Source organism: Mycobacterium cajalii, assembly GCF_045809005.2.
GTDB lineage: Bacteria > Actinomycetota > Actinomycetes > Mycobacteriales > Mycobacteriaceae > Mycobacterium.
In genome coordinates, this window is sequence record NZ_CM141436.1 from 4,888,331 (window position 1) to 4,907,062 (window position 18,732).

The following is an 18,732-nucleotide window of genomic DNA, read 5'->3' on the forward strand; positions in this document are numbered from 1 at the left end:
CCGTCGATAGATCCGGAGTTCGTCTCCGGGTCAGCCCCCCGCGATGCGGGGGGCTTTCGTTTTCCCGCCGACCCGGGGCTGGGGGCGCCCGTCAGCGCGGGGCCATGCGGATGGCGCCGTCCAACCGGATGACCTCGCCGTTCAGCATCGGGTTCTCGATGATGTGCACCGCCAACGCCCCGTACTCGTCGGGCTTCCCCAGCCGCGACGGGTGCGGTACCTGCTTGCCGAGCGACTCGCGGGCCGGTTCCGGCAGGCCGGCCAGCAGCGGCGTGTCGAACAGGCCCGGGGCGATGGTGACCACCCGGATGAGGCGGCTGGCCAGATCGCGCGCGATCGGCAACGTCATGCCCACCACGCCACCCTTGGACGCCGAGTAGGCGGCCTGGCCGATCTGCCCGTCGAACGCCGCCACCGAGGCGGTGTTCACGATGACCCCACGCTCCTGGCTGTCCGGGGGGCCGACGGGCTCGGTCTTGGCGATCCGCTCGGCGGCCAGCCGCAGCACGTTGAAGCTGCCGACCAGGTTGATGTCGACGATCTTGCGGAACGCGTCCAGCGGGAAGACGCCGTCCTTGCTCAGCACCCGGATGGCGTTGCCGGTGCCGGCGCAGTTGACCACGATGCGCAGCGGACCCATCGCCTCGGCGATGTCCAGCGCGCTGGTGACGGCGGCCTCGTCGGTGACGTCGGCCGGCGCGAAACGCGCCCGCTCCCCCAGTTCGCGAACCACGTCCTCGCCCCGCAGGTCCAGCACGACCACCTGGGCACCAGCGTCCAGCAGGCGGCGGGTGGTGGCCAGGCCCAGGCCCGAGGCCCCGCCGGTGACGATGGCGACGGCGTCCTTGATCTCCATGCGAATCCTTCCCTGATCCCAGCGGTTTGGCCCACCAACCTGTTGGTCGGGGACTATACCCAGTCCTTCAGAACGGCCTCGGCGTCGGCCACCGGCGCGGCCGCACGCGGCGTCTCGGGCGCGGTGCGCGAGAACCGCGGCGCCGGCCGGGGCTGCAGGCCGTCACCGACCTCGTAAAACGTGTTGCGCTCGGTGATGTGCGGTTCGGTCTGCACCTCGCCGAACGCGAGCACCGGCGTGACGCAGGCGTCGGACTCGGCGAACACCTTCGCCCAGTGATCGCGGTCACGGCCGGCGAACGTCTCGGTCAGCACCGCCCGCAACTCCGGCCAGCGGCTGACGTCGTTCTGCCCGGGCAGGTCCGCACCCTCGAGACCCAGCCCTGTCAGCAGGGCGGCGTAGAACTGGGGCTCGATGGCCCCGACGGCGACGTAGCGGCCGTCGGCGCACTCGTAGGTGTCGTAGTAGGGCGCGCCGCCGTCGAGCAGGTTGGTGCCGCGGTTGTCCGACCACATGCCGGAGGCCCGCATCTGCCACATCATCTGGACGAGCACGCTGGAGCCGTCGACCATCGCGGCGTCGATGACCTGGCCCTTCCCGGAGCTCTGCCGCTCCCACAGCGCCGAGAGGATGCCGACCAGCAGGAACATCGAGCCACCGCCGAAGTCGCCGACCAGGTTCAGCGGCGGCACGGGCCGCTCACCGACCCGGCCGATCGCGTGCAGGATGCCGTTGAGCGAGATGTAGTTGATGTCGTGTCCGGCGCGCTGGCTGCGCGGCCCCGTCTGACCCCAGCCCGTCATCCGGGCGTAGATCAACCGGTCGTTGACCTCGGCGCACTGCTCGGGCCCGAGGCCGAGGCGCTCGGTGACGCCGGGCCGGTAACCCTCGATCAGCACGTCGGCCTTCGCGACGAGCCGCAGCACGAGGTCGCGTCCCGCGTCGGATTTCAGGTCGGCGGTCACGACGCGCCGGTTGCGCATCATGGCGTCCTTGGCGACACCACCGGGACCGCTCGAGGGCCGGTCGATGCGCACGACGTCGGCGCCCAGGTCCCCCAGGATCATCGCCGCATGGGGGCCGGGTCCGATACCGGCCAACTCGACGACACGCAATCCGCTCAGCGGTCCCGCCACGATGCACCGACCTTTCGTCCGCTCCGACGCCCGGCGACCGGCGGTGAGGTCGAACTACCGGCCGTTGGCATCTTTGCAGCCGCCCGTGGGAGCCGCGCACCCGGTCGCCTAGGGTGGCCCCATGGAACCCGGCATCGACACACTGGCACCCGTCGCAGGCCTTGCCGTCGCGCTGTCCGACGGCGTGCTGTCGGTCACGATCGACCGGCCCGAGAGCCTCAACTCGCTGACCACCCCGGTGCTGGCCGGGATCGCCGACGCGATGGAACGCGCGGCCACCGATCCCCGGGTCAGCGTGGTGCGCCTGGGCGGTTCGGGCCGCGGCTTCTGCTCGGGGGCCGGCATGAGCGCCGAGGACCTGGCGGGCGCCGGCCCCGGCACCGAGGTCCTCGAGCAGGCGAACCGCGCCGTGCGGGCCATCACCGCGCTGCCCCGGCCGGTCGTCGCCGTGGTGCACGGCCCGGCGGCCGGTGTGGGAGTGTCGCTGGCGCTGGCCTGCGACGTCGTATTGGCTTCGGAGAAGGCGTTTTTCATGCTGGCCTTCACGCGGATCGGCCTGATGCCCGACGGTGGCGCGTCGGCGTTGGTCGCCGCGGCGATCGGCCGGATCCGCGCGATGCGCATGGCGCTGCTGGCCGAGCGGTTGCCGGCCGTCGACGCCTTGTCCTGGGGCCTGGTCTCCGCGGTGTATCCGGCGGAAGACTTCGACGCCGAGGTCGACAAGGTGGTCGCCAAGCTGCTGGCCGGTCCGGCCGCGGCGTATGCCAGGACCAAGGATGCCATCAACGCCGCCACGCTGACCGAACTGGAGCCGGCCCTCAAGCGCGAGTTCGACGGGCAGGCCGTCCTGTTGCGGTCGCACGACTTCATCGAGGGTGCGATGGCGTTCCAGGCCCACCGCGCTCCTCAGTTCAGCGACCGTTGACCGCTTAGCGGTCCCCGGAAGGGGCAATCCCAGCCTGCGTCAGCTCCGAACGATCGGCGAGGAACGGAGAAGCGATGGCGGAACGAGTTCGCTGCCTGGTGACGGGGGCGACCGGCTACATCGGAGCCCGGTTGGTGCCGCGGCTGCTGGACGAAGGCCATCAGGTTCGGGCGCTGGCCCGCAACCCGGACAAGCTGGCCGACGTGCCGTGGCGGGACCAAGCCGACGTGGCGCGCGGCGACCTCGGCGACGTCGAGTCACTGGTCGCGGCGTTCGACGGCATGGACGTCGTGTACTACCTGGTCCATTCGATGGGCACGTCGAAGCATTTCGCCACCGAGGAGTCCCGGGCCGTCGGCAACGTCGTGACGGCCGCACGTCGCACCGGGGTGCGGCGGGTGGTGTACCTGAGCGGCCTGCACCCGGAGGGCCGCAAGCTCTCGCCGCATCTCGAGTCGCGAAAAGCCGTGGGCGAGGCGCTGATCGACTCCGGCATCGAAACCGTGGTGCTGCAGGCCGGGGTGGTCGTGGGGTCGGGATCGGCGTCCTTCGAGATGATCCGGCACCTCACCGACCGGTTGCCGGTGATGACCACCCCGAAGTGGGTGCACAACAAGATCCAGCCCATAGCGGTGCGTGACGTGCTGCACTACCTGGCCGCCGCGGCGGCAGCACCGTTGCCCGCGGAGGAGGGGTCGCGCACCTGGGACATCGGGGGTCCCGACGTCCTGGAATACGGCGACATGATGCGGGTCTACGCACAGGTGGCCGGCTTGTGGCCGCGCCGGTTGATCGTGCTGCCGTTCTTGACGCCGACGATCGCCAGCCTCTGGGTGGGAACGGTGACCCCGATCCCGCCCGGGCTGGCGCGGCCGCTGATCGAGTCGCTGGAATGCGACGCGGTGATGCGCAACCACGACATCGACGGCCTCATCGCGCCGCCGCCGGGCGGGCTCACCGACTACCGCCGCTCCGTCTCGCTGGCACTCGACCGCGCCAAACGGGGCCTGACCGACGCCACCTGGGACTCGCTGCTGTCCGCGCCGGCCGAGGCGCTGCCCAGCGACCCGGACTGGGCCGGCGAGGTCGTCTACACCGACGTGCGGACCGCCGTGAGCGGCGCCGCGCCCGACGGCGTGTGGCGGGCGGCCGAGAGCGTCCTGGGCGGCCGCGCACATTGGGCGGTGACCGAGCGCGAGCCCGGCCGGCTGCTGCGGCTGCGCGGGACCCGGCGCCGACCGGGGCGGGCCTGGCTGGAGATCTCGGTGGCGCCGCGCGACGGCGGCGGAACCACCTACACGCAGCGGGCGATCTTCCTGCCGGCCGGCATCGTCGGGCGGCTGTACTGGTGGCTGACGCGGCCCCTGCACACCGCCGGGACGCACCGCCTGGCCCGCCGGATCGTCGACGCGGCGCGGTAGGCGGGCATCAGACGCCGAACATCGGCGGCAGCACCAGCACCATGATCAGGCCCCACACGAAGTGGGTCAGCACCGGCGCCAGCACACCGCCGGTGGCCCGGCGCTCCACGGCGCACACGGTGCCCAGGATGACCGCGGCGAACCCGAGCATCGGGTTGCCACTGGCCATCGTGGCAACGGTGTACAGCAGGGTCGAGATCACCACCGGGTGATGCCGGCCCAGCGCCGTGTAGAGCGCGCCGCGAAAGAAGATCTCCTCGGCCACTGCGTTGACGACGGTGATCACGACGATGAACAGGTAGGACCCGTGGGCGAAGAGCAGCACCCGGGTGATCAACTCGGCGACCGGCGGAATCTCCCTGGCGACCAGCCCGCCCGCCACGAACACGGCGCCGACCAGCAGGCCGATGCTCAGCCCGGAGACGACGGGCCGTTGGTTGCGCCCCCGCCAGCAGATACCCCCCAGATGCAGCGGGCCCGAGGCGAACGCGCCGGCTATCCACAGCGCGGCCAGCGCGAGGGTGAGCCAGTAGAAGCTCGACTCGCCCGGATGGCGCCGCAGCGAGAAGCCCAGCACCGCGGCACCGGCGACGAGCGTGACGCTGACGACGACCCGGCGGCGCCACACCGCCCTGGGTGCCTCATTGTGCGGGACAGCGACATTGGCCATCGCGCGGCGCAGCTCGGCGACGGTGCTGGTGTGCGCGGACGCGGTCGGCCCGCTCATGCGGGACGCACCTTCGGGGTGACTGCGGCCAGGATTTCCAGGCCGGTCCGCAGCGCCCCGGCCAGCGGCCCGGGGACACGGTTCACCAGCCGCAGCGTGGGCCGGGCGAGGGGCGGTGTGACCGCTCGCGCGACCCGGCGGATCCACAGCGCGTCGCCGCCGGCCCAGCTGGGATCGCTGTCGGCGAGATGGTGCGGATCGGCGAGCGCGTTGACGGGCGGGGGCCTGCGGTTGGCGGTCAGCGCGCGCGCGACGGCGTCCTCGACCCCGAGCAGGCCGCCGGGCGGGTCGGGCACCCGGTCGCGCAGACCGCTCACCGACGCCACCATCGGATGATCCAGCGACTCGACGAGGTCTCCGGCCAATCCCGGCGGAACCGGCAGCGCGACCCCGGTGATCAACGACGCCAGCGCGGTGTCGACCGGGCCGACCCGCACCGCGGCGTGCCACCTGCCGGACACGCGCGCGTAGGTCTCGAGCAATCCCCGGTAGGTCGTGGTGTCGGGGCCGCAGATGTCGTAGGCGCCCGCGGGCACCCGGTCGGGATCCGCGGCGGCGACGAGATAGTGCAGCACGTCGCGGATGGAGATCGGGTCGATCGGGTTGTCCATCCAGGTGGGGATCGGGATCAGCGGGAACCGGTCTCCGACGTAGCGCAGCATCTCGAACGACGTCGAACCGGCGCCGATGATGATCGCCGCGCCCAGCCACACCAATTCCGGGCCGTCCTCGACCGTCAGCGCCTCGGCCACCTCGGCACGGCTGGCCAGGTGTTCCGACAGGGCACCGCCGGCGGGGACGAACCCGCCCAGGTAGACGATGCGCCGCACCCCCGCGTCCCGGGCCGCCGCCGCGACGTTCGTCGCGGCGGCCCTGTCGGCGTCGCGGAAACCGCGCTGCCCGATCGCGTGTACCAGGTAATACACCACGTCGACGGGGCCCGCGGCCTGCATCGCGGCCCGCACCGACTCGGGGTCGGCCGCATCGAGGGTGACCGACGTCACGGCGGCGAACCATCCCAGACGTTTGAGGCGCGCCGGGTTCCGGGAGGCCGCCACCACCTGGTGCGCGTCTGCCAGCAACGCCGTGACCAGCCGCGATCCCACATAGCCGGTGGCACCGGTGACCAGGATCCGCATACCTGCCCACCCTAGCTGCCGCGCCGGGGTGGGCGCGGGCGCGCGCGAACCGCTGAACCGATCCGACGCCGACCTCGTGAGGCGAGATGTGTCAGCAACAGCCGCCCGTTGGCCCGGTGGGCCCGGCCACGAGATAGTAGTCGCATGTATTACCTGCTGATCCTGGCGGTCGGGCTGGAACGCCTGGTGGAGCTGGTCATGTCGAAGCGAAACGCGGAGTGGTCTTTCGCCCGGGGCGCCAAGGAGTTCGGCCGGCCGCACTACGTGGTGATGGTGACCATCCACACGGCACTGCTGGTGGGCTGCGTCGTCGAACCGTGGGCGCTGCACCGGCCGTTCATCGCGTGGCTGGGTTGGCCGATGCTGGGCGTGGTGGCGTTGAGTCAGGGGCTGCGCTGGTGGTGCATCGAGACCCTGGGCCCGCGGTGGAACACCCGGGTCATCGTGTTGCCGGACGCGCCGCTGGTGCGCCAGGGGCCTTACCGGTTCCTGCACCATCCGAACTATGTTGCAGTGGTGGCCGAGGGAATCGCGCTGCCGCTGGTGCACACCGCGTGGGTGACCGCGGCCCTGTTCACCGTGGCCAACGCGATATTGCTGAGGGTGCGCCTGGGCGTGGAGAACGCCGCGTTGGGCTACACGTGAGCGACTACGACGCCGACGTGCTCGTGATCGGCGGCGGCCCGGCGGGCCTCGCCACGGCGTTGCACGCACGGCGGCAAGGACTTTCGGTGATCGTGGTCGAGCCGCGGGACGGCCCCGTCGACAAGGCGTGCGGCGAGGGGCTGATGCCCGGCGGACTGGCCGAGCTGGACTCGCTCGGTGTCGATCCGCCCGGCATGCCGTTCCACGGGATCGCCTATGTGAGCGAACATCATCGGGCCCAAGCCCGGTTCCGCAACGGCCCCGGCCGGGGCGTGCGCCGCACCACCTTGCACGCGGCGCTGGAAGCACACGCCAAACGGCAGGACACCGAATGGCTTCCGGCGCGGGTGACGGCCGTCGACCAGGACGCGTACGGCGTGACGGCCGCCGGCGTGCGCGCCAAGTGGCTGGTGGCGGCCGACGGGCTGCATTCGACGGTTCGCCGCGCGGTCGGAATCACGGCGACGGCCGGAACGCCGCGTCGCTACGGGGTTCGCCGGCATTTTCGGGTCCCGGCGTGGTCGGAGTTCGTCGAAGTGCACTGGTCGCGATTCGGCGAGGCGTACGTCACGCCGGTCGAACCGGACCTGGTCGGCGTGGCGATCCTGTCACCCGGGCGGCCCGACCTGGCCTGGTTTCCGGAACTGGAACGGCGCCTGGCCGGCGCCGAGCGGGGGCCGGCACGCGGCTGTGGCCCGCTGCGCCAGGTGGTTTCGCGCCGGGTCGCCGGGCGCGTGCTGTTGGTCGGCGATGCGGCCGGCTACGAGGACGCGCTGACCGGCGAGGGCATCAGCCTCGCGGTCAAGCAGGCGGGCGCGGTCATCGACGCGATCGCCGCCGACGTGCCCGCGTCCTACGAGGCCGCGTGGCACCGGATCACCCGCGATTACCGGCTGCTCACGCGCGCACTGGTGCTGGCCAGCGCGCCCCGCGCGGCGCGCCGCGCGATCGTGCCGGCGGCCGCCCTGCTACCCCCGGTGTTCCGGTGGGGAGTCAACGTCCTGGGGAGCTGACACCGCGAGCTGGGGAGCTGACACCGCGAGCAGACGCAAAATCCCCCGAAAAACCCTGTTTTTGGGCGATTTTGCGTCTGCTCGCGGTGTCTAACGCGCCTTCCAGACCGGTTGCCGCTTCTCGGCGAAGGCCAGCGGCCCTTCCCTGGCGTCCTCGGATTTCAGCAGCGTGCGCATCTCGCGGGTGGTGCGCTCCCAGCCGGGTTCCTCGTCGGCGACGACGCCGTCGTCGACCCCATAGGCGATGCGCTTGCTGGCCTGCACGGACAGCGGCGCGTTGACGGTGATCCGCGCGGCGAGCGCCAGCGCGGCGTCGAGCACCGAACCCTCCCCGACGACCTGGTTGACCAGGCCCCAGCGGCACGCGTCGGAAGCCGTGATCGGCTCGCCGGTCATCAGCAGCTCCATGGCCACCTTGCGCGGCAGGTGGTTCATGATCCGGAACACGCCGCCGGCGGCGGCGATGAGTCCCCGCTTGACCTCCGGCAGCCCGAACGTGGCACCCTCGGCGGCCACCACCAGGTCGCTGGCCATCGCGATCTCGGTGCCGCCGCCCAGCGCGGTGCCGTTGACCGCCGCGATGGTCGGCTTGTCGATGAAGTGGTGCACGTAGCCCGCGAAGCCCCACTCGCCGTGGTCGGGGTGATAGATGTTCTCCCGCCGCGAGAGCGCCTTGAGGTCGGCGCCGGCGCAGAACGACTTGTCGCCCGCGCCGGTGACGACGACGGCCCGCACTCCCGCGTCGCGCCCCGCCTCGTCGAGCGCGTCGCCGACCCCGATGCTGACCGCGCCGTTGATCGCGTTGCGGGCCTCCGGCCGGTTGATGGTGATGACGGCGACGTTGCCGCGGCGTTCGACCAGCACCGCGGGCCGGCCGGCCCCACCGTCCGGGCCTTCGGTCACAGCAGCTCCAGGATGGTGGCGTTGGCCTGGCCGCCGCCCTCACACATCGTCTGCAGGCCGTAGCGAATCCCCTTGTCCCGCATGTGGTAGAGCAGCGTGGTCATCAGCCGCGCCCCCGAGCCGCCGAGCGGGTGCCCGAGCGCGATCGCCCCGCCGTTGGGGTTGAGCTTCTTCTCGTCGGCGCCGATGTCCTTCAGCCATGCCATCGGGACCGGGGCGAAGGCCTCGTTGACCTCGTAGGCGCCGATCTCGTCGATGCTCAGGCCCGAGCGCTTCAGCACCTTCTGGGTGGCCGGGATGGGCGCGGTCAGCATGATCACCGGGTTGGCCCCGGCCAGGGTGGCCGTGTGCACCTTGGCGATCGGCTTGAGGCCCAACGACTTCGCCTTCTCGGCGGACATGAACAGCAGGGCGGCCGAGCCGTCGGAGATCTGCGAGGAGTTGCCGGCGTGGATCACACCGTCCTCCTTGAACGCCGGCTTCAGCGACGCCATCTTCTCCATCGGCGTGCCGCGGCGGATGCCCTCGTCCTTGAGCACCACCCCACCCTCCTGGTCCTTGATGCCCACGATCTGGTCGTCGAACGCGCCGGAATCCTGTGCTGCCGCAGCCTTTTCGTGTGAGGCGAGCGAGAACTCGTCGAGCGCGGCGCGGCTCAGCCCCCACTGCTCGGCGATCATCTCGGCGCCGAGGCCCTGGTTGGGCACCTGGCGGTCGTAGCGGTTCATAAACGCGTCCGGGTACGGCCGTCCGCCGTTGGCCAGCGACGAGCCCATCGGCGTGCGCGACATCGACTCCACCCCGCCGGCGACCACCACGTCGTAGTGGCCGGCCACCACGCCGGCCGCGGCGAAGTGCACCGACTGCTGGCTCGACCCGCACTGGCGGTCGACGGTCACACCCGGAACCGTCTCCGGCCAACCGGCCGTCAGCAGGGCGGTGCGGCCGATGTCGAGGGCTTGCTCCCCGGCCTGCATGACGCAGCCCCAGATGACGTCGTCGACGATCTCGGGGTCGATGCCGGCCTTGCCGACCAATCCGTTGAGCACCTGCGCGGACAGGTCGGCCGGGTGCACGCCGGACAGCCCGCCGTTGCGCTTGCCGACGGGGGAGCGAACCGCCTCGACGATGACGGCTTCAGCCATGGTTGTGTCTCCTTTGACGCTGGGACTTCGGACGAAGTGGTCTGGCGTCGATTGTCAACCAACGCGTTGGGAGGGCGGGCGGCGGGGGTGATCTGCGACTTACGACCCCGCGAGGAGGGTCGTTATGCCCTGGTCTGGGCCGGTGCCGGGGGCGACAATTTCTGCCAGGTCCGGACCGGAGCGGCCGGACCCGAGGAGATCTCCTCGCTAAGGAGTGCAGAGATGTCGAACGGCGTAACGGTCCACACCAACCAGGCCCCTCAGCAGCGCACGCGGGATGCCGACTTGTTGAAGGAGTCCGGTGCGCACAAGCTCGTCGTGGCCGACCACGATGGCAACTGCCTGGCGTTCGTCCTGGCGTGGAACAGCTTCGACTACGACGCCGAGACCGACACCTATGTGTGCGTTGCCGACGGCGACGGGAAAGAACTCATGACCGTTTACACCGCCGGTGAGATCACCTGCGCCGACGGCGCGCACATGTACGTCGTGACCGCACCGGATCGGCGCAATGGCCACGGGCCCCGTTGAACTGCCGGACACCGGACGGCCCCGACCCCGGCGCCTCGCGCGCGCGTCCGGCGACTGACCGCCGCGGACGGCGATCCGCACGGCCGACACACCCGACTGGGGATATTCACCAGCCGAAGGTTATGGTAGACCGTTCGTACGGTTAGTCGACGCCGAAGGGTTGGAGAATGCCCAGATCCCCCGGCAGACGTAGCGAGATCCTCGACGCGTTCGTCCGCTATGTCGCCGAACGCGGCTACGACAAGACGAACATCGGCGACATCGCCGATGAGCTCGGCATGTCCAAGGGCACCATCGTTCATCACTTCGGAACGAAAGCCCAGATGTTGCGGGAGCTGGAAGAGACGCATCTGGCCCGCCAGCTCGATGCGCTGCGGACGGTCTGGGATCACGTGGGCGCCCCGCACGAACGCATCGCAGCAATCATTTTCACGTCCGCGCTGCTGCAGGTCACCGAACGTGCCGCGACGGTGGCAAGCCAGCGCGAGGTCGTCCAACTCTCCGACCACCCGGCGCTGCAACACGTGCGTGAGCTGCGCCGAGATCTGCTCGCGCTCACCGTGAACGAGATTCGCAACGGCGTGGACAGCGGTGTTTTCCGCAGCGTGGACGTCGAACTGGCGGCACTGCAGCTGTGGGGATCGCTGGAGTGGATGTGGGTGTGGTTCGATCCCGCCGACTCCCGCACACCCGAACAGGTCGGGGCCGCCTTCGCCGACGTTTTCCTGGGCGGACTGCTGCTCGACCGCCTGGGACTCGACAGATGGGCGAGCCCTTCCGCCGACGTGGTCTCGGTGGTGCGCGACTCCCTCGCCGCGGCGGCGGGTACGTCGGGTTGACCCCGTAACGATGGAATGCGTTGGGCAGGGCGGCATTTGCCCGCCATTCAGGCCCAGGTGACACGCCGGGCGATCGCGCGGCCGGCGGAAAGCTCGACTGTACGACGGGTCGGCTTCAGGCCGGGCATATCCCCTCCCGAGGGCAACCGAGACATCGGGCGGGCGTAAACGGCCCCACCCACCATGGCCCCGGGGCGCGGCGGGGCGATTTCATTGACTGACCGTACAGTCGGATGCCATAGTGGCAGCGTGGCGCAGACGCGGACAACACCGGACCGGACGGCGCGGGCCGACGCTGCCGCCCCGGCGCGATACGCGCCTATAACCGCGAAACACCTTTCTTGCCAAACCCTTTCGCCGAGCGGCCCCTGCGTGGGCGAGCTGGCGAACCACGTAGGCCGGGGGCCGCGCCGATGACCACTTCGACCACGTTCGGCGGCAAGCTCGGCAACCAGATCCGGCCGGGAACGGAAGTGGTCGGCGGGTTCTTCCGGATGTGCGTGCTGACCGGCAAGGCCCTGATGAAGCCGTTCGAATGGCGCGAATTCATCGTCAACGGCTGGTTCATCATGCGGGTGTCCCTGCTGCCCACCATCGCGGTGTCCATCCCGGAAACCGTGCTGCTCATCTACGTCATCAACATCCTGCTGACCGAGATCGGCGCCGCCGACGTCTCAGGGGCCGGTGCCGCGCTGGGCGCGGTCACCCAGCTCGGCCCGATCGTGACGGTGCTGGTGGTCGCCGGCGCCGGGTCCACCGCCATCTGCGCCGACCTCGGCGCGCGCACCATCCGCGAGGAGATCGACGCGCTCGAGGTGCTCGGCATCGACCCCATCCACCGCATGGTGGTGCCCCGCGTCGTCGCCTCGACCGTGGTCGCGGTGCTGCTCAACGGCCTCGTGGTCGCCGTCGGCCTGGTCGGCGGCTACCTGTTCAGCGTGTATCTGCAGAACGTCTCGAGCGGTGCGTACCTCTCCACGTTGACCGCGATCACCGGGCTGCCCGAGGTGGTCATCGCGATGGTCAAGGCCGCGACGTTCGGTCTGATCGCCGGCCTGGTCGGCTGCTACCGCGGACTGATCGTGCGCGGCGGCTCCAAAGGCCTCGGCACCGCCGTCAACGAGACGGTGGTGCTGTGCTTCATCGCGCTGTTCGCGGTCAACGTCATGCTGACCACGATCGGTGTCCGCTTCGGGACGGGGCGCTGAGGTGACCGCGGCTACGGCGACCGCCGCACTGCGCGTCCGCTTCCCGCGGGCGGCCACGACCCTCAGGAGATACCGGGACGCCCCGGTTCGGCTATTGGTCGAGATCGGGCAGATGGTCTGGTTCACGCTGACCGCGATCGGGCTGATCCCCTTCGCGGTGCGCCGCTACCACAAAGAGACGCTGCGGATGGTTGCCCAGGTCGGGATGGGGACGGGGGCGATGGCCGTGGTCGGCGGCACCGTCGCCATCGTCAGCTTCATCACCCTGGCCACGGGCTCACTGGTCGCCATCCAGGGCTACGCCTCGCTGGGCAACATCGGCGTCGAGGCGTTCACCGGCTTCGTGGCCGCGATGGTCAATGTGCGGTTCGTGGCGCCGGTGGCCGCCGGTCACGCGCTGGCCGCCACGGTCGGCGCCGGCGCCACCGCCGAACTGGGCGCCATGCGCATCAGCGAGGAGATCGACGCGCTGGAGGTGATGAGCATCAGGTCGATCGCCTTCCTGGCCTCCACCCGGGTGGTGGCGAGCCTGGTCGTCATCGCCCCGCTGTTCGCGTTGGGAATCACCATGGCCTTCCTGTCCCAGCAGGCCACCACGGTGTTCCTCTACGGGCAGTCCGCCGGCACGTACGACCACTACTTCCACACGTTCCTGCGCCTCAACGATGTGGGCTGGTCCTTTCTGGAGGTGATCGTCATCGCGGTGATCGTGATGACCACCCACTGCTACTACGGCTACACCGCCAGCGGCGGACCGGTCGGCGTCGGCGAGGCCGTCGGCCGGTCGATGCGGCTGTCGCTGGTCACCGTCGTCGTGGTGGTGGTGCTGACCGCGATGGCGGTCTACGGCAACAACCCGAACTTCGCGCTCACCGTGTAGCCGGCCATGACCAGACCGGTGCAGGAGAACCCGCAACGCATCCCTCCGTACAAGACGGCGGCCGTGGTCTTCTTGTTGGTCGCCGCGGTGGTGTTGGCGTTCGTGTGGTTGCAGTTTCGGGGCCGGCTCACGCCGAAGACCCCTCTGACGATGCTGTCCGCCCGCGCGGGTTTGGTGCTGGACCCCGGGTCGAAGGTCACCTACAACGGTGTGGAGATCGGCCGGGTGGCCAGCATTTCCGAGATCGAGCGTGACGGCAGGCCGGCGGCCAAGCTCATCTTGAACGTGAAGCCCGAGTACATCCCGCTGATTCCTGCCAATGTCGACGCCAACATCACCGGGACCACGGTGTTCGGCAACAAGTACGTGTCGCTGAAGTCGCCGAAACACCCTACGCCGCAACGTATCACCCCGCATCAGGTCATCGATGCCAGGTCGGTGACGACGGAGTTCAACACGTTGTTCGAGACGCTCACCTCGATCGCCGAGAAAATCGATCCGGTCAAACTGAACCTGACGCTGGCCGCGGCCGCGGAGGCGTTGAGCGGGCTGGGCGACAAGTTCGGGCAGTCGATCGTCAACGGCAACGCCATCCTCGACGACCTCAATCCGCAGATGCCCCAGATCCGCCACGACATCGCGCGGCTGGCCGCCCTGGGCGACACCTACGCCGCCGCGGCGCCGGATCTGTTCGACGCCCTCGACAACGCGGTGGTCACGGCGCGCACGCTGCACCGGCAGGAAGCCGACCTGGACGCCGCCCTGCTGGCCGCGGCCGGGTTGGGCGACACCGGCGCAGACATCTTCGCCCGCGGCGGGCCCTACCTGCAGCGGGGCATCGGCGATCTGGTGCCCACCGCACAGCTGCTCGACACCTACAGTCCCGAAATCTTCTGCACCGTCCGCGACTACTACGACGCCGAACCCGCGGCCTATACGACGGTGGGCGGCGGCAACGGCTACGCACTGAGAACCATGACCGAGCTGACGTCGGGCCTGGGCGGCATACTGACCCTCCCTGGATTGGCCGGCAGCGTGGCCACGATGGGGCTCTTGGGATTGGCCGGACTGGTCGGCGGAGCGCCGAATCCCTATGTGTATCCGGACAATCTACCGCGCGTGAACGCCCATGGCGGGCCGGGCGGCGCGCCGGGGTGCTGGCAGCCCGTCACCCGTGATCTGTGGCCCGCCCCGTCCCTGGTGGTGGACACCGGCGCCAGCATCGCCCCGTACAACCACGTGGACACCGGCTCTCCGTACGCAATCGAGTACGTGTGGGGCCGTCAGGTGGGGGACAACACGATCAACCCATGAAAATCACCGGCAGCGCAATCAAGCTCGGCAGCATCGCGTTGGTGCTGCTGCTGATCACCGTGGCGATCGTCCTGGTCTTCGGTCAGATGCGCTTCAACCGCACCAACAGCTATTCCGCCGAGTTCAGCAACGCCACCGGGTTGCGCGACGGGCAGTTCGTCCGCGCCTCCGGGGTGGAGGTCGGCAAGGTCAAGAACATCCGGCTGATCGAAGGCGGCACACGGGTACGGGTGGATTTCGACGTCGACCGCTCGATACCGCTCTACCAGTCGACCACCGCGCAGATCCGCTACCTCGACCTGATCGGCAACCGCTACGTGGAGCTCAAACGCGGTGCCGGTGAGGGAGTCGACCGGATCCTGCCACCGGGCGGTTTCATCCCGCTCTCGCGCACGTCACCGGCCGTGGATCTCGACGGCCTGATCGGTGGTTTCAAGCCGCTTTTCCGGGCGCTCGATCCGGAAAAGGTCAACACCATCGCGTCGGCCATCATCACCGTCTTCCAGGGCCAGGGCGGCACCATCAACGACATCCTCGACCAGACCGCGCAGGTGACCGCGCACATCGCCGAGCGCGACCAGGCGATCGGCGAGGTGGTCAAGAACCTGAACATCGTGCTGGACACCACGGTTCGGCATCGCAAGGAGTTCGACCAGACCGTCGACAACTTCGAGAGGTTGATCACCGGGCTGAGCAACCACGCCGACCCGCTGGCCGAGGGCACCGCGCAACTGAGCAATGCCGCCGGGACGGTGTCCGACCTGCTGGCGGACAACCGCGCCCTGCTGCACAAGGAGATCAACTACCTGCAGGCGCTCCAGCAGCCGCTGATCGACCAGAAGGATCGACTGAACGATCTGATCCACAAGACGCCGACGGCGCTCAACCTGATCGGGCGCAGCATCGGCCTCTACGGAGACTGGGTCAACTTCTACCTGTGCGACCTCACGATCAAGTGGAACGGACTGCAGCCCGGCGGCCCGGTCCGCACGGTCAGGATCTGGCAGCAGCCCACGGGTAGGTGCACCCCGCAATGAGAACGCTGACGGAATTCAACCGCGGCCGCGCCGGGCTCATGGGTGTCACCGTGCTGGTGCTCGTCGTCGCCGTCGGACAAAGCTTCACCAGTGTCCCGATGGTGTTCGCCACTCCGAGTTACTACGGGCAGTTCGCCAACACCGGACAGCTGAACACGAATGACAAGGTGCGCATCTCCGGGGTGAACGTCGGCACGGTGAAGGGACTTGCGATCGACGGCAATCACGTCAAGATCAAGTTCTCCATCGGTGGCAACACGATCGGCACCGAGAGCCGCCTGGCGATCAAGACCGACACCATCCTGGGGAAGAAGGTGCTCGAGATCGAGCCGCGGGGCACCCGGATGTTGCGGCCCGGCGGCGTGTTGCCGCTGGCCCAGAGCACGACGCCCTATCAGCTCTACGACGCGTTCTCCGACGCCACCAAGGCCGCCGCCGGCTGGGACATCGACACCGTCAAGCTTTCGCTGAACACCCTGTCGCAGACGGTCGATCAGACCTACCCGCATCTGAGTGCCGCACTCGACGGTTTGGCCAGATTCTCCGACACCATCGGTCAACGCGACGAACAGATCAAACACCTGCTCGCCCAGGCCAACAAGGTGGCCGGCGTGCTGGGTGACCGCAGCGGACAGATCAACAGGTTGCTGGTCAACGCGAAGACGCTGCTGGTCGCGTTCAACGAGCGCGGACGGGCCATCGACGCCCTGCTGGGCAACATCTCCGCGTTCTCGGCCCAGGTTCAGGGGTTCATCGACGACAACCCGAGCCTGAATCCGGTGCTGGAGCAGTTGCGCACCCTCAGTGATGTGCTGGTGGCACGCAAAGACGACCTCGCTCAAACCCTCACGTACGTAAGTCAATTCGCGGCCTCGCTGGGAGAGTCCGTCGCGTCGGGGCCGTACTTCAAGATCGTCCTGTCCAATCTGCTGCCGTACTGGATGTTGCAGCCGTTCGTCGACGCCGCCTTCAAGAAGCGTGGCATCGACCCGGAGGACTTCTGGCGCAGCGCCGGCCTGCCGGCCTTCCGCTGGCCCGACCCCAACGGCACCCGGTTCCCCAACGGCGCGCCGCCGCCCGCACCGCCGGTGTCCGAAGGAACCCCGGAGCATCCCGGCCCCGCCGTGCCACCGGGATCGGCGTGTTCGTACACGCCGGCGCCCGACGCGCTGCCACGGCCGTGGAACCCGCTTCCGTGCGCGGGGGTGGACGCCGGCCCGTTCGGCGGCAGTTTCCCGGCACCGCTCGACGTGCAGCCGTCGCCACCGAACCCGGCGGGCTTGCCGCCGACACCGGGGATCGGAATCGCCGGGCGGCCGGGCGAGCCGCCGCCGGACGTCCCGGGCACACCGGTGCCGCTTCCGACTCAGGCACCGCCCGGTGCGCGCACCGAGCCGTTGGCGCCGGCCCCGGCCATCGCACCGGATGGGACGGGAGGTGGCCGGAGTTGAAGTCCGTGTTGAGCATTCACAAATTGCGGCGCCGCACGATCATCGGGTCGGCCGTGGTCGTGCTGGCCCTCGTGGCCGGCTTCCTCGGCTGGCAGCTTTACCAGAAAGCGACCACCAACACCGTGGTCGCGTACTTTCCGGAGGCGAACGCGCTCTACCCCGGGGACAAAGTCGAGATCATGGGCGTTCGCGTCGGGTCGGTGGACACGATCGAGCCGGCCGGCGACAAGATGAAGGTGACGTTCCACTACGCCAACAAGTACAAGGTGCCCGCCAACGCCTCCGCGGTGATCGTCAATCCCACTCTGGTGGCGTCACGGAGCATTCAGCTCGAGCCGCCCTACCAAGGTGGTGCGGTGCTGGCCGACGACGCGGTGATCCCGATCGAGCGGACGCAGGTGCCGACGGAGTGGGATCAGCTGCGCGACAGCGTCGCCCACATCATCTCCCAACTCGGTCCCACACCCGAGCAACCTGCGGGCCCCTTCGGTGAGGTCATCGAATCGTTCGCCGACGGGCTGGCCGGCAAAGGCACCCAGATCAACACCACGCTGAACAGCCTGTCGCGGGCGTTGACCGCACTGAACGAGGGCCGCGGCGACTTCTTCGCGGTGGTGCACAGCCTGGCGCTGTTCGTCAACGCCTTGCACAAAGACGACCAGCAGCTCGTCGCGCTGAACAACAACCTGGCCGGGTTCACCGACAGGTTGACCAGGTCCGACTCCGAACTCGCCAGTGCGATAAGGCAGTTCGACAGCCTACTCCCCACCTTGCGGCCGTTCCTGGCCAAAAACCGCGAGGTGATCGCACGCGATGTCGGCAACCTCGCCGACCTGACCACCACACTGGTTCAGCCCGATCCGCTGAACGGTCTGGAGACCGCCCTGCACGTCCTGCCGACGCTGGAGACCAATCTCAGCCAGATCTACCATCCGTCCCACGGCGCGGTCATGTCCATCCCGGCGATCCCGAATTTCGCGAACCCGATGCAGTTCATCTGCAGCATGATTCAGGCCGGCAGCCGGCTGGGGTATCAGGAGTCCGCCGAATTGTGCGCACAGTACCTGGCGCCGGTTCTCGACGCGATCAAGTTCAACTACCCGCCGTTCGGGCTGAACCCGTTCAGCACCGCCGAGACGCTGCCCAAGGAAGTCGCCTACTCCGAGTCCCGGCTGCAACCGCCCAACGGCTACAAGGACACCACCGTGCCCGGGATCTGGGTTCCCGACACCCCGTTGTCGCATCGCAACACCCAGCCCGGCTGGGTCGTCGCGCCGGGCATGCAGGGCACCAAGGTCGGGCCGATCACGGCGGGTCTGTTGACCGCCGGGTCGCTGGCCGAACTGATGGGCGGACCGGACGTCGCACCGCCACCGCCGGGGCTGCAGACCCCGCCCGGCCCGCCGAACGCCTACGACGAGTACCCGGTGTTGCCGCCCATCGGGGTGCAGGCACCGCAGGGGCCGGTCCCGCCGCCCCCCGGGCCACCGCCCGCGGAGGCGGCCGCAACGAAGGGCGCAGGATCGTGAAAGCGTTGCGCACGTGGGGAGCTCGGACTCGGC

18 protein-coding genes are annotated in these 18,732 nt (G+C 69.4%); 12 read left to right on the forward strand and 6 right to left on the reverse strand.

Going from position 1 to position 18,732, the window contains the following annotated elements:
* Nucleotides 1-91: 91 nt before the first annotated feature.
* On the reverse strand, nucleotides 92-856 hold the full coding sequence (locus ACJ512_RS23135) for a 3-hydroxyacyl-CoA dehydrogenase (protein ID WP_407686262.1): 765 nt from the start codon (nucleotides 854-856) through the stop codon (nucleotides 92-94).
* A gap of 53 nt (nucleotides 857-909) precedes the next feature.
* Complete coding sequence (locus ACJ512_RS23140; RefSeq protein WP_407686261.1) at nucleotides 910-1,992, reverse strand: CaiB/BaiF CoA transferase family protein; 1,083 nt, start codon at nucleotides 1,990-1,992, stop codon at nucleotides 910-912.
* A 121-nt stretch (nucleotides 1,993-2,113) separates the two neighbouring features.
* Between ACJ512_RS23140 and ACJ512_RS23145 the strand changes: the two genes are divergently transcribed.
* Both ACJ512_RS23145 and ACJ512_RS23150 read left to right on the forward strand, forming a co-directional pair.
* Complete coding sequence (locus ACJ512_RS23145; RefSeq protein WP_407686260.1) at nucleotides 2,114-2,917, forward strand: enoyl-CoA hydratase; 804 nt, start codon at nucleotides 2,114-2,116, stop codon at nucleotides 2,915-2,917.
* Nucleotides 2,918-2,991: 74 nt separating this feature from the next.
* Nucleotides 2,992-4,338, forward strand: coding sequence for a DUF2867 domain-containing protein (locus ACJ512_RS23150; protein WP_407686259.1), 1,347 nt, complete (start codon nucleotides 2,992-2,994; stop codon nucleotides 4,336-4,338).
* Nucleotides 4,339-4,345: 7 nt separating this feature from the next.
* On the opposite strand, the gene ACJ512_RS23155 is transcribed toward ACJ512_RS23150, so the two are convergent.
* Nucleotides 4,346-5,065 carry a CPBP family intramembrane glutamic endopeptidase gene (locus ACJ512_RS23155; protein ID WP_407686258.1) on the reverse strand — a complete coding sequence of 240 codons (720 nt, stop codon included), beginning with the start codon at nucleotides 5,063-5,065 and terminating at the stop codon, nucleotides 4,346-4,348.
* Nucleotides 5,062-6,204, reverse strand: a complete 1,143-nt coding sequence (locus ACJ512_RS23160; RefSeq protein WP_407686257.1) for an NAD(P)H-binding protein — start codon at nucleotides 6,202-6,204, stop codon at nucleotides 5,062-5,064. The genes ACJ512_RS23155 and ACJ512_RS23160 overlap by 4 nt, the downstream gene beginning before the upstream one ends.
* A 144-nt stretch (nucleotides 6,205-6,348) precedes the next feature.
* Between ACJ512_RS23160 and ACJ512_RS23165 the strand changes: the two genes are divergently transcribed.
* Nucleotides 6,349-6,849, forward strand: coding sequence for an isoprenylcysteine carboxyl methyltransferase family protein (locus tag ACJ512_RS23165; RefSeq protein ID WP_407686256.1), 501 nt, complete (start codon nucleotides 6,349-6,351; stop codon nucleotides 6,847-6,849).
* The gene (locus ACJ512_RS23170) at nucleotides 6,846-7,862 is read left to right on the forward strand and encodes an NAD(P)/FAD-dependent oxidoreductase (RefSeq protein WP_407686255.1); all 1,017 of its coding nucleotides are present in this window, start codon (nucleotides 6,846-6,848) and stop codon (nucleotides 7,860-7,862) included. The genes ACJ512_RS23165 and ACJ512_RS23170 overlap by 4 nt, the downstream gene beginning before the upstream one ends.
* A gap of 90 nt (nucleotides 7,863-7,952) precedes the next feature.
* Here ACJ512_RS23170 and ACJ512_RS23175 read toward each other — a convergent pair whose 3' ends face one another.
* The gene (locus ACJ512_RS23175; RefSeq protein ID WP_407686254.1) at nucleotides 7,953-8,765 is read right to left on the reverse strand and encodes a crotonase/enoyl-CoA hydratase family protein; all 813 of its coding nucleotides are present in this window, start codon (nucleotides 8,763-8,765) and stop codon (nucleotides 7,953-7,955) included.
* Nucleotides 8,762-9,910 (reverse strand): thiolase family protein, encoded by a 1,149-nt coding sequence (locus tag ACJ512_RS23180; protein WP_407686253.1) that lies wholly within the window; start codon nucleotides 9,908-9,910, stop codon nucleotides 8,762-8,764. The genes ACJ512_RS23175 and ACJ512_RS23180 overlap by 4 nt, the downstream gene beginning before the upstream one ends.
* 222 nt (nucleotides 9,911-10,132) lie before the next feature.
* On the opposite strand from ACJ512_RS23180, the gene ACJ512_RS23185 reads away from it, so the two are divergent.
* The 8 genes from ACJ512_RS23185 (at nucleotide 10,133) to ACJ512_RS23220 (ending at nucleotide 18,699) form a co-directional block, all read left to right on the forward strand.
* Nucleotides 10,133-10,441: a hypothetical protein gene (locus tag ACJ512_RS23185; RefSeq protein ID WP_407686252.1), complete on the forward strand. Its 309-nt coding sequence runs from the start codon at nucleotides 10,133-10,135 to the stop codon at nucleotides 10,439-10,441.
* Between the two features lie 167 nt (nucleotides 10,442-10,608).
* Nucleotides 10,609-11,280 (forward strand): TetR/AcrR family transcriptional regulator, encoded by a 672-nt coding sequence (locus tag ACJ512_RS23190; protein ID WP_407686251.1) that lies wholly within the window; start codon nucleotides 10,609-10,611, stop codon nucleotides 11,278-11,280.
* Between the two features lie 413 nt (nucleotides 11,281-11,693).
* Nucleotides 11,694-12,488, forward strand: coding sequence for an MlaE family ABC transporter permease (locus ACJ512_RS23195; RefSeq protein WP_407686250.1), 795 nt, complete (start codon nucleotides 11,694-11,696; stop codon nucleotides 12,486-12,488).
* A gap of 1 nt (nucleotide 12,489) precedes the next feature.
* On the forward strand, nucleotides 12,490-13,368 hold the full coding sequence (locus ACJ512_RS23200) for an ABC transporter permease (RefSeq protein WP_407686249.1): 879 nt from the start codon (nucleotides 12,490-12,492) through the stop codon (nucleotides 13,366-13,368).
* Between the two features lie 6 nt (nucleotides 13,369-13,374).
* The gene (locus ACJ512_RS23205) at nucleotides 13,375-14,682 is read left to right on the forward strand and encodes an MCE family protein (protein ID WP_407686248.1); all 1,308 of its coding nucleotides are present in this window, start codon (nucleotides 13,375-13,377) and stop codon (nucleotides 14,680-14,682) included.
* Entirely contained in the window at nucleotides 14,679-15,719 is a 1,041-nt protein-coding gene (locus ACJ512_RS23210; protein ID WP_407686247.1) for a virulence factor Mce family protein, read from the forward strand. Before ACJ512_RS23205 ends, ACJ512_RS23210 begins: the two co-directional genes overlap by 4 nt.
* Entirely contained in the window at nucleotides 15,716-17,170 is a 1,455-nt protein-coding gene (locus ACJ512_RS23215) for a virulence factor Mce family protein (protein ID WP_407686246.1), read from the forward strand. Before ACJ512_RS23210 ends, ACJ512_RS23215 begins: the two co-directional genes overlap by 4 nt.
* Nucleotides 17,167-18,699, forward strand: a complete 1,533-nt coding sequence (locus ACJ512_RS23220; RefSeq protein WP_407686245.1) for a virulence factor Mce family protein — start codon at nucleotides 17,167-17,169, stop codon at nucleotides 18,697-18,699. Before ACJ512_RS23215 ends, ACJ512_RS23220 begins: the two co-directional genes overlap by 4 nt.
* Nucleotides 18,700-18,732: the final 33 nt, after the last annotated feature.